The sequence below is a fragment of the Mariniflexile sp. AS56 genome, from assembly GCF_030552475.1.
GTDB lineage: Bacteria > Bacteroidota > Bacteroidia > Flavobacteriales > Flavobacteriaceae > Mariniflexile.
In genome coordinates this window covers 586,757-599,263 of record NZ_JAUPED010000001.1, presented here as the reverse complement: position 1 = coordinate 599,263, position 12,507 = coordinate 586,757, and the positions used below count along the sequence as shown (strand labels likewise).

5 protein-coding genes are annotated in these 12,507 nt (G+C 35.0%); all 5 read left to right on the top strand.

The features are described 5' to 3' along the window. Window positions 1-3: 3 nt before the first annotated feature. Window positions 4-963 (top strand): lysylphosphatidylglycerol synthase transmembrane domain-containing protein, encoded by a 960-nt coding sequence (locus Q5N74_RS02630; protein ID WP_304387137.1) that lies wholly within the window; start codon window positions 4-6, stop codon window positions 961-963. A 72-nt stretch (window positions 964-1,035) separates the two neighbouring features. Then, window positions 1,036-2,184, top strand: coding sequence for an alpha/beta hydrolase (locus tag Q5N74_RS02625; RefSeq protein ID WP_304387136.1), 1,149 nt, complete (start codon window positions 1,036-1,038; stop codon window positions 2,182-2,184). 43 nt (window positions 2,185-2,227) lie between these two features. Further along, complete coding sequence (gene radA, locus Q5N74_RS02620) at window positions 2,228-3,586, top strand: DNA repair protein RadA (RefSeq protein ID WP_304387135.1); 1,359 nt, start codon at window positions 2,228-2,230, stop codon at window positions 3,584-3,586. 254 nt (window positions 3,587-3,840) lie between these two features. Then, window positions 3,841-7,473 (top strand): LamG-like jellyroll fold domain-containing protein, encoded by a 3,633-nt coding sequence (locus tag Q5N74_RS02615; RefSeq protein WP_304387134.1) that lies wholly within the window; start codon window positions 3,841-3,843, stop codon window positions 7,471-7,473. A 448-nt stretch (window positions 7,474-7,921) separates the two neighbouring features. Then, complete coding sequence (locus tag Q5N74_RS02610; protein ID WP_304387133.1) at window positions 7,922-12,268, top strand: LamG-like jellyroll fold domain-containing protein; 4,347 nt, start codon at window positions 7,922-7,924, stop codon at window positions 12,266-12,268. Window positions 12,269-12,507 lie beyond the last annotated feature (239 nt).

Genomic DNA, 12,507 nt, shown 5'->3' with positions numbered 1-12,507 from the left:
AGTTTGAACCAAAACATAAAAAAAGCTCTAAAAATTATACTCCCGTTATTACTGGGAGTTTTTTTAGTTTGGTACTCGTTATCTAAAGTCTCTATAGAGGAAATTTGGGTATATCTGCAAAAATCAGATTATAAATGGATTGTTTTTGGGATGTTTTTGGGGCTCTTAAGTCACTTGTCTCGTGCATACCGTTGGCGTTTTCAGTTAGAGCCTATGGGCTATAATATAAAATTTGGAAATAGCGTTATGGCTGTTTTTGCTACTTATTTGATAAACTATACCATACCGCGTGCTGGTGAAGTTGCAAGAGCTTCCATATTAACAAACTACGAGGGCGTACCTTTTGAGAAGGGTTTTGGAACTATTGTAGCCGAACGTATTGCCGATTTAATTGTGATATTAGGTATTATACTTGTCACGTTGTTTCTTCAGTTTGACTTTATTTATGGGTTTTTTGCAGATAAGTTTAACCCAATGAAAATAGTATTTGGGTTACTAGCATTAAGCTTAATGGCGGTTATTTTTTTCAGATTCATAAAGAAAAGCAAGTCTCAATTCGCCATCAAAATTAAAAACTTTGTAAACGGCTTAATCGAAGGTGCGTTAAGTGTTTTCAAAATGAAGAAGAAATGGGCGTTTATTTTTCATACGCTTTTTATTTGGACCATGTATGTACTCATGTTTTACGTAACATCGCTATCTATTGGAGATTTAGAAGGCATTTCAACAGGGGCAATTTTAATAGGTTTTATCTCTGCTAGCTTTAGTATTGCAGCAACCAACGGTGGTATTGGTTCATACCCGTTAGCGGTTTATGCAGCATTTTCTATATTTGGTATTGCTCAAGAACCTAGTATTGCTTTTGGGTGGATTATGTGGACCTCTCAAACACTTATGGTTATTCTTTTTGGAGGCTTGTCACTTATTTATTTGCCTATTTATAACAGAGTCAAGAAAAGTTAAGGGCTTATAATCAGCTTTTTTTAGTTTTAACTTATTTCATACCTTGCATTAAAATCTCAAATCGTTTTTAAAATGAAACAACTACTTTCCATTTTAGTCGTCCTTTGTACCATTAATAGTTTTAATGCCCAAGTTAAATATGAGACGATAGAGTCTGTAAAACTTGGTGAAACACGCGAATTAAAAATTCAATTTCCACGAGGTTACAGCGCGAGTGATTCTAAGAAGTACCCTTTGTTTGTAGTTTTAGATGGCGATTATTTATTTGAAGCGGTTGCAGGAAATACAGATTATTACACGTATTGGGAAGATATGCCAGCAGCGATTGTGGTAGGGGTTAATCAATATGATAAACGTTATGATGATTGTTTGTATTCCGAGCAAAATTCGTTACCTATAGAAACGGGCGCTAGTTTTTTTGAATTTATAGGTATGGAACTTATTCCGCATTTAGAAAAAACATATAACACCTCAAGTTTTAGAGTAGCGGTGGGGCATGGTGAGACGGCCAACTTTATTAATTACTACTTGCTAAAATCGGATCCGGTTTTTAAAGGGTATATCGCCATTAGTCCAGATTTAGCTCCAAAAATGATTAGTTATATCCCAGATGCTTTAAGTAAAAAGGCAACCAAGACTTTTTATTACTTAGCAAATACGAATAACGACTCGTCGTCTATTAAACAAATGACTGATGCTTTAAATACGAATATTTCAACTTTAGATAATAAGAATCTTTTTTACACATTCAATACGTTTGAGAAGCCTTCACATTATTCCGTGCCAACACATGCCATTCCTAATGCCATTGAAGCCATGTTTAAAGTTTTTCAGCCTATAAGTAAAGATGAATACAAAGACACGATTCTAAAGTTAGAAGGTTCTCCGGTAGAATATCTTCAAGAAAAATATAAAACCATATACGAGTTATTTGGTATAAAAAAATCAATTCTAATAAATGATTTTAAGGCTATTTCGGCAGCTATTGAAAAGGCTCAACGGTTTGAGTATTATCAAGATTTAGGGAAAATGGCACGTGATGAATATCCTAAAACACTTCTGGGTAATTATTATTTGGCCAGATTTTATGAAGAAACGGGTGATACTAAAAAGGCCATGCGCACCTATCAATCAGCCTTCACCTTAGAAGAGATTGCTGGTCTTACTAAAGATTTAATGCTTGAAAAAGCAGAAGCTATTAAAACAGATTTCGGATATTAATTATGAAATTTTCTTTTAAAACCCTCAAACCTCAAAAGGATTCATGGCAAAAGTAAAAACGACTTTTTTTTGTCAGAATTGCGGCTCACAGTACGCAAAATGGCAAGGACAATGCAATGCTTGTAAAGAATGGAATACTGTTGTAGAAGAAGTGATTCAAACACCCGAAAAGAGCGATTGGAAAACACCTTCAGCGGCTGTTAAAAAAGCAGCTGTGCCTTTGCGAATTCAAGAAATTGATGCTTCAAATGAAGCGCGCTTAGATACCTTTGATGGTGAGTTTAACCGTGTGCTTGGTGGCGGTATTGTACCAGGGTCTTTAACGCTTTTAGGTGGCGAACCTGGAATTGGAAAAAGCACCTTGTTGCTTCAAATATCATTAAAGTTACCTTATAAAACTTTATATGTTTCAGGGGAAGAAAGCCAAAAGCAAATAAAAATGCGGGCGGAACGCGTTAATCCAAAGCATAATAATTGCTACATCCTTACGGAAACAAAAACACAAAATATCTTCAAGCAAATTGAAGCTTTAGAACCAGATATTGTTATTATCGATTCCATTCAAACACTTCATAGTGATTATATAGAATCGTCTTCTGGTAGTATTTCACAAATAAAAGAGTGCACCACCGAGCTTATTAAGTTTGCAAAAGAAACATCGACACCTGTTATATTAATTGGACATATTACGAAAGATGGAAACATTGCAGGTCCTAAAATTTTAGAACACATGGTCGATACGGTTTTGCAGTTTGAAGGCGATCGTAACCATGTATTTAGAATTTTACGCGCCCATAAAAACCGTTTTGGCTCTACGAATGAGTTAGGTATTTACGAAATGCAAGGGTCTGGTTTACGAGAAGTATCCAACCCGTCAGAACTTTTAATTTCTAAAAAAGACGAAGAACTTTCAGGTAACGCCATTGCCGCAACCTTAGAAGGGATGCGCCCGTTAATGATAGAAGTGCAAGCGCTTGTTAGTACAGCTGTTTACGGTACACCACAACGTAGTGCTACCGGTTTTAATGCAAAACGATTAAACATGTTGTTGGCTGTTTTAGAAAAGCGTGCAGGCTTCCGTTTGGGGGCTAAAGATGTGTTTTTAAATATTACAGGAGGTATTAATGTCGATGACCCGGCGATCGATTTGGCTGTGGTTGCTTCTATTTTATCATCCAATGAGGATGTTGCTTTGCAAAAAGATTTTTGTTTTGCTGCTGAAGTTGGTTTGTCTGGTGAAATACGCCCCGTACAACGTGTCGAGCAACGTATTTTGGAAGCCGAGAAACTAGGCTTTTCTACCATTTTTGTATCTAAATACAATAAAATTTCACTTAAAAATACGGCTATTAAAATTCAACTTATTTCTAAAATTGAAGATTTGGTAGGCTTTATAGTGTGATATAATTCTATTCCTTTTTATATAATAGTAACATGTAATATCCTCCAGCTAATTCTTTTTAGCAGGAGGGCATAAATTGTGGTATCCCGAATTTTAAAATAATCTAAATTTTACGTTGTATTTGTAAAACCCTAGTCTTTGTTTTTACGTAACTATTGCATCACCCCCTCAGGTAGTTAAGTTGTCCATTGACTTTAAAAATGTTTTATAGTACTTCATTTATACAGACTTTAATGTCTAATTAAATTAAGATTATGAAACCTACAACACATATTTTTATCAGTCTATTAACCTTGCTTTCTTTTACGCTTGTAAAAGCACAAAGTTGCAGTGGTTATACCTACACACCAATAAGCCAACCTGCGAACTGTACCTATACGTATACTTTAACTGGCTGGAAAGATGCATCGGGTTTCCCTATGGTCTCTGCGCCAACAAACGTAAAAGCATCAGAAACGGTATGTATCTTGTCCGATTATGGTAGTGCTGTTGGTTCTGGTAATTTTAAAGGAACCCTTTACGTGGCTCCTGGAGTTGTTTTTTCTGGGTCTATATCAAATATTTCTGGTGGTAAACTGCATATTGAAGGGACAGCTAATTTTGCTACCAATCCATCCATTGGAGGTTCAGATATTTACATTAATGATACAGGCATCCTGTCCGTTCCTGGCAATTTTTCTCCTTCAGGGGCTTCATCAGTTTATAATTCTGGTGAACTAAATATTGGTGGTTCAGTTAATTTAGGTGGTAGTACCTTTTTCGTTTCTTTCCCAGAATCTAAAACTATTATACAAGGTGACGCTAAATTTAACTCAGATTTTATAAACTGTGGGCTTTTAGAAGTTTTTGGTTCGGTGAGTTCAGGAGGAAGCAGTGGGTTGAAAAATTTGTGTTCAACATACATTCATACCGATATGAATCTAAATGCCGATTACACCAATGAAGGGTTAATTATCCTAGATGGTTCATTAAATTTTGGTTCGGCGACTGTATATAATAACGGTATTTTAATAGTAAATACGATAGATTTAAGTAATGATGAGTTAATTGGTAACAATATAAACTCCTTACTTATTGTACGTACCAATGCTTCCTTATCAAGTGGAGGTGTTATTAAAGGCCATTTGTTTTTTGATATGGATGATGGCGGTGGTTTCGATACCGTATGCGATTCGTGTATTGAAGATATTGATATCGTTTATAACATAGCCTTGCCAAGTACCAATGAAGGGCTTCTGGCAGATTGTGGCGGTGATATTATTGTAAACCCCTTTTTAGAGGAGTCTAAATTGGATTTTGATGGTGTAGATGATTATGTAACAACCGCTAAGTTTATAAATGGAATTAGTGATGTCACCATCATGGCTTGGGTAAATTCCGATTCTGGAAATACCACGAACATGACCATTGCCGGTGAAGATGTTGGCTGTAGAATATGGTTGGCTAACGGTAACATACCTACGTTTACTGTAAAAACAGCAGCGACAGCTTTAAAAACAATTTCATCATCAGTAGTTATTAAATATAACGAGTGGCATCATATTACGGGATCATTTTCGGGAGTAACGGGGGTTATGAAGCTGTATGTTGATGGTGTTTTAGTTGGTAGTACGGATGTCGGAGCAAGGGGTTCTACTATCTCTAATTCGATTTCTTCTAATGGAAATTTTGAAGTTGGACGCCGATCAACAGGAACTGGTAGTGAATATTTTAAAGGTGATTTAGATGAGGTTAGAGTATTTAATTCAACGCTAACAGACAGCCAAATACAACACATGGTTTATCAAGAAATCGAGAATAATAATGGAGTTGTAAAAGGAAAAATTTTGAGTAAAGATATTGCAGATGTTTCAAGTCAGGCAAAAATAGCTTGGGATGGTTTATTAGTGTATTATCCATTAAGCGATATTATTTCTAATACACGAACTACCGATTTTTCAACCAATAGCAGAATCACTAAAGTGCGTAATATCACTTCATTTCAAGAAGAAACGGCGCCTTTACCTTATGTAACAAGAGGTGATGGTAACTGGACAACGGCAAATACTTGGTTACATGGTGGTGTCTGGGATATTTTAGATCCTGCCACGATGAGTGAATGGAGCATTATTCAAATTAAGCACAATGTAGAAACGAGTCAGTCATCAAAATCTTTAGGCTTGTATATTGATGAAAACAAAACGTTAACGGTAACTGGCGATAATCAAATTCGTAATAGTTGGTATTTTGAATTAAATGGAACTTTAGATTTGAAAGATGATTCTCAATTAATCCAAACAACACAAAGTGATTTGGTAACGTCCGAAACAGGTAAAATTTTACGTCGTCAAGAAGGTACTGCCAATGCATATAGATATAATTATTGGTCATCTCCTATAGGTGCCGTTGGTGCCACCGGTTTAATGGATAATAATACATCTAGTAATAATATGAATAACGCACCTTACAAATTAAGCATGCTTAAAGAACCAACCGGTGGCGATTTTCAGTTTACATCAAAACTTAACGAACAAGGAAAAATTAGTTTACAATGGTTGTACACGTATAAAAATGGAGTTAGATATTCAGATTTTGAACAAATTAATCAGAATACATCATTAATTGCTGGTATAGGTTATACGCAAAAAGGAACCGGTATTACGGGCGCGCAACAGCAATATGTATTTGAAGGAAAACCTAATAACGGAACCATTTTGGTGAATGTTAACGATGTGGGTGGTTCAGGGTCTGTAGCTACGGTTTCTAAAACAGATTTCCTTTTAGGAAATCCATATCCATCGGCCTTAGATATTCATAAATTTATAGATGATAATGAAGGTGTTATTGGCGGAACCTTGCAATTATGGCAACAATGGGGAGGAAATTCTCATGTTTTAAGAGCTTATGAGGGCGGTTATGCTCAAGTAAATAAATTAGGTTCTTGTAGAGCGTATCAATTTGTGGGTATTGAAGGTGAAAATAATGGTGTGCAAAATGGTACGTTGATGCCTTCTCGATATCTTCCGGTAGGGCAAGGTTTTGTAGCAGAAATTATAGGGTCTGGTCAGGTAGAATTTAATAACAGCCAACGCGTATTCGTTAAAGAGGCGGATGCTGATGGAACTTACAACCAAGGGTCTTCATTTTTGAAATCGAGTAATACTAAATCTAAAAGCACTAGTGATGATGATGCTAATGCTAATGAAAGTATGATGAAAATCCGATTAGAATTTAATTCGGTTGTTGGTCCACAGGCTAGAAGAGAATTGCTTTTAGGGTTTAGTGAAGCCACCACAGACGGTTATGATTATGGTTATGATGCCGTTACAAGTGAAAGTAGTGGCGATGATTTTAATTTAAATTTAGAAGGAAAAAGCATGAATATGCAAGCATACGGCCCTGTTTTTAATGAAAAGGTAGTGGCTTTAAACTTCAAATCATCTGGTGATAACACCTTTGAAATAAAAGCTACGGATTTTGAGAATATGGGCAGTTTAAAAACCGTGTATTTAAAAGATAATGTAACGGGGATGGTTTTTGATTTAATGCAGGATTCAGCCTATAAGTTTTCATCGGTGAAAGGACAATTTAATGAGCGGTTTGAATTAGTTTTTCAATCACAACAGCAACAAAAACAAACCTTAAGTACTGATGAATCTTTAGATTCTGAGCGTTTAATTTATTATCAAAATAACACCAACACGTTGCATATTAAAAATTTGAATACACCTATACTGAATTTCGATATTGTGAACATGCGCGGTCAAACAGTGTTCGGTTTTAGTAATATGTCTTCAGAAATTCTAAGGAATGGGTTTGAATTACCGAACATGGCAACAGGTGCTTATGTACTAAGGTTGGGAACAGATGGCGGAGAAGTAATCACTAAAAAAATAATTATTAACTAATTAAAATTATCAACAGGTTTTTAGTGCTAAGATAGGTTTGTTATAATTCTTATGAAATGAACATAATAATAGAACTTAACCTACATAAAATGACTATTGGTCGAAATTAAACCACCTTTAATCGATATAAAAGTGTAATTTATTTGTTCGAATCAAATTTTATTATTACCATTGCATTGTTAATTTAATGAATATTGTGAATAACTATACAATTCGTTAAGTTGCATTTCCCTCACGTTATAGATTTTTTGTCAAGACTTTGACTGTAAGCATATTTCGCTTTAAAGTTGATAGATTGAAGAAATCAAATCGTAATGTAAACTATCGTTTTTTTTATCGGCTCACAATTGATATCTGCAAACAGGTATACTTTTAATTTATAAAAGTGTTATTGTTTCGTAGAAGGTTAACGTAATGTAATTGCTAAAAACCCTAATATCTATTACCTATGAAAACAAAGCTACTCATTGTTTTTGCTGTATTATTGACGTGTAATTTCTCATTAGCTCAAAACTCTAATGTTGAAGTAATAGTAAACTGGACTGAAAAATCATACAACTACAAAGTTGAGGTTTATAATGATTCAGATGTTCTTCTTGCAACAATTTGCGATGTAACACAATGTTATATAGATGTAGGTAAAACTAAACCGTCTGTTGAAAATTATAGTACAACCCTCGATTTAGGGTGCTTACCTAATGATAGTAAATACTATGTCTTGCTTTATGATATTAAAAAGAAAGGCTGGGACAATGGATCCATTATTATAAAAGTAGATGGTGTTGAAGTTTTAAACGAAGACGGAGATAAAGCTACAGAGAAAGGGAAAAATATAAAGTTTAAAGTTGAAGGTACTGGTACAGCATGTAACTTACCACCAGATGTAGATTCAGACGGAGATGGTATTTTTGATAGAGTCGATTTAGATGATGATAATGATGGTATTTTAGATACTGATGAAAATAGTATTCTTAGCTATGGTGGTTTTGAAAATATACCGAATACTATAAACGGAAACAACCAAGCAGCACAAGGTGTAAATGCAACAACTATATTACCATGGATTTTAATTCCTGGTAGTTTAGGTTCTGGAGGAACGCCCAATGTGGTTAAAGTTAATGGAGGCACGTATAACTATGGAAATGGAGGTCCTGCGTTTGATGCGAATCCAAACACAAACACGGTAGGCTTTAGTCAACATTATTTAGACACTAATGGAACTGCTGATGTATACCAATCTTTCAAAATAAATACGACAACAGATATTACATATTCTGGTTATTTCTCACCTAGAGATAATAACAATACGGCTACTGCCAAAATAACTATTTATTCAGGTATTGGTAATAACTTATCTGGAGCCACTTTAGTAGCTACTACAGGTACGATTGCTATTCCAATTCAAAATGGAGCTTCAGCAGCAACCCCGTGGAAACTGGTTCAAGGTACGGTGACGCTTTCACCAGGAACTTATTCGTATGTAGTAAGTATGTCTGATTATTCAAATTTTGATGAAGGTACTGTAACGGTAACTAATTCTAGTGTGGATACAGATGGTGATGGTATTCCTAATTCACTTGATTTAGATAGTGATAATGATGGTATTTTCGATGCCGTTGAAGCAGGTCACGGAAAAGCACATACCAATGGTGTGGTAAATGGAGGTTTAGGTACAGATGGTATTCCAAACGCTGTACAGGCTTCTGCTAATAGTGGTACCGTAAATTATGTGATACAAGAAAGTTTAGACGATGCCGATTATATTTTAAATTATTTAGATTTAGATAGTGATGGTGATGGCATTCCAGATAATATAGAAGCTCAAACTACGGTTGGGTATATTGCTCCGTCGGGAGTTGTAAATGCTTGGGGTGTAGATACAAATTATACTTCAGGCTTAGTACCTGTAAATACAGATGGTACAGATAACCCCGATTATTTAGATTTAGATTCTGATAATGAAGGCGGAAATGATACCACAGAAGCAGGTTTAACCTTATCGGGTAATGATACCGATCATGACGGGTTGGATGATAGCGTAGATACTACAACAGGTTATTTGGATGTTAACGGAACGATTAATAATCCAAGCACATTGCCAGATGCCGATAGTGATGTGAATTCAGGTGGTGATGTAGATTTTAGAGATGCAGTCACGACGCTGTTAAATGTACCATCCAATGCCATGATAAATTTTGATGGCGTAGATGATTACCTTTCTGGGAGTTCATTTATCAAAGGATTAAATGAGGTGACCATTATGGCTTGGGTAAAGTCCGATGCAGGAAACTCTATTGATATGACTATTGCGGGCGAAGATGTAGGTTGTAGATTGTGGTTGAAAAAAGGAAATAAACCTATGTTTTCTATTAAAGCAGGATTAACGGGTGAAAAGAAAATAGGAGGTTGTTCTGATTGTGAAATCAATTTTGATGAATGGCATCATGTGGCGGGAACCTATTCTAAAAGTACAGGTTTAATTAAATTGTATATTGATGGAAGCTTAGTTGATTCTTATTACCTACTCCTAGGTTCTTCTATATCCTTGAATTCAAATGCTAATAATACATTTGAAATTGGTAGATTTTCAAATAAAAGCACCAATGAAGAGTATTTTAAAGGAGCCATCGATGAAGTGCGTGTGTTTAATAAAGCATTAACAGACTCCCAATTACAACAAATGGTGTATCAAGAAATTGAAAACAGCAATGATTATGTAAGAGGAACAGTACTTGCAAAAGATATTATAGATAATACAACGAAAACTAAAGTGTCATGGGCAAACTTAATTGCTTATTACCCAATGACGGGTATTACAAGTAATAAAACGCTAGACTATTCTAATAATAGTTATGATTTAACCTTAAACAATATTGGGTCTATTGTAGAGCAAACAGCTCCTATGCCTTATATTACAGGGTTTGATGGTGTTTGGGAAAGTGATAATATTTGGTTGCATGGCGATGTTTGGGATGTAAATACCGTTGTTAACGGAAAAGATAATGCTGTGTTTAGAATATCAAATAACATAACAACCAATAATTCAATTAAATCATTAGGTCTAATAATCGATGAAAATAAAACACTTACGGTAAACGGGGATCATGAAATTAATAATACCTGGCTTTTAGGTTTAAATGGAACATTAGATTTAATGGACGATTCGCAACTGTTGCAAACCAGTACCAGCGATTTAGTAACCTCTGCAAACGGGAAAATTTTAAGACGTCAAGAAGGAACATCCAATGCCTTTAGATATAATTATTGGGCGTCGCCAGTTGGTGCCAAAGCTGCAACTAGTTTTGTTGATAATAATGGTTCAACCAAAAACCCGAACAATACCGCATTCACATTAAATATGCTGAAAGATGAAACGGGCTTCGATATGGCTTTTACATCTTCATATAACCAAGCAGGTAAAATAAGCACCTATTGGTTGTATACGTTCAAAAACGGAGTTACTTATTGGGATTGGTCGTCTGTAAAACCCACAACAGAAATTGAATCTGGTGTAGGGTATACTCAAAAAGGTACTGGTACCGGTAGTACCCAGCAACAATATATTTTTGAGGGGAAACCAAATAATGGTACAATAGTAATAAAGGCAACAGATAAAGGTGGCGCTGGTTCTGTAGCTAATGTATCTAAAACAACCTACCTGTTAGGAAATCCTTACCCATCCGCTTTAGATATTTATAAATTTATAGATGACAATAAAGCGGTTATTGGTGGTACAGTGCAAATGTGGCAACAGTGGGATGGTAACTCTCATTATTTAGACGAATATAAAGGAGGGTATGCCTATGTGAATAAGCTAGGGGCTATTAGAGCATCGCAGTTCGCGGGTGTTTTTGGACTCACTTTAGGATTGGCAGATGGTGTTTTGCCACCTACAAGATATTTTCCAGTAGGACAAGCATTTGTTGCTGAGGTTATATCAAGCGGTGATATTGTCTTTAAGAATAGCCAGCGTACGTTTGTTAAAGAAACCGAGTCTTATGGTATTATTGGAGACCTTATAGGTGATATTTTGTCTATTCTGAAATCTTCAGGAAAGCAATCTGCAAAAAGCACTGCAGATACCGCTACGGGAGATGAGAACGTTATGAAGAAAATACGCTTAGAGTTCAACTCTGTTGTAGGTCCTAAAACCAGAAGGGAAGTTCTTTTAGGGTTTAGCGAAGCAACTACAGATGGGTTTGATTATGGATACGATTCTGAAAATTTAGAAGAAAATAATAACGATTTTAGTTTAAGTTTAGATGGTAAAAATATGAATATGCAAGCGTATAGCCCCATTACAAGTGATAAAGTTGTGCCTTTAAACTTTAAATCTTCAGCGAATAATAGTTTTGAAATTAAAGCAACCGAACTTGAAAATATAGGCGAATACCAAGAGATCTATTTAAGAGATAATAGTACAGATACGTATTTTGATCTAACTAAAGGGCTTCCATATAGTTTTACTTCAGAACAAGGAAAGTTTAATTCTAGGTTCGAACTTGTATTCCAATCAAAGCAACAAAGTTTAGGTATGGAAGAAGCGGAAACTTTTGAGAACTTTATTTATTACCAAAACAACAGCAATACCTTATTTGGTAAAAAGCTTAATGCGCCTATCGCTAAATTAGCTATTGTAAATATGCGCGGTCAGCAGGTGTTAGAGTTCAAGAATGTATCGCAAGAAACCTTAAACAATGGTTTGAGAATATCAAATGTTTCATCAGGCGCCTATATTGTATGGTTTAAAACGGAGACAGGTCACATAGTCACTAAAAAAATAATTGTTAATTAATAACTTGATTTCAGACCTTAAGTTATTGTGAAAATTTATTAAAACACTTCTTTTATTTAATTTAAATAGAAGAAGTGTTTTTCTTTTAAAGAGAATAGTGATGCTTTTAAAGGCTCCTGAATTCAAATGTTAGATAGGTTCTAAAAGGTGTTTCAGTGTAAGAAAGAAGGTGTTATTATATTTTAATTGGCTGAATAATAGATTTTTAATTCTTGGTGTTCCTGTTTTTTTTAGCATTA

Bases quoted from the DNA above. Each gene is read 5' to 3' on its own strand.
- Q5N74_RS02625 (WP_304387136.1), top strand. From the start codon at position 1,036: ATGAAACAACTACTTTCCATTTTAGTCGTCCTTTGTACCATTAATAGT.
- radA (WP_304387135.1), top strand. From the start codon at position 2,228: ATGGCAAAAGTAAAAACGACTTTTTTTTGTCAGAATTGCGGCTCACAG.
- Q5N74_RS02615 (WP_304387134.1), top strand. From the start codon at position 3,841: ATGAAACCTACAACACATATTTTTATCAGTCTATTAACCTTGCTTTCT.
- Q5N74_RS02610 (WP_304387133.1), top strand. From the start codon at position 7,922: ATGAAAACAAAGCTACTCATTGTTTTTGCTGTATTATTGACGTGTAAT.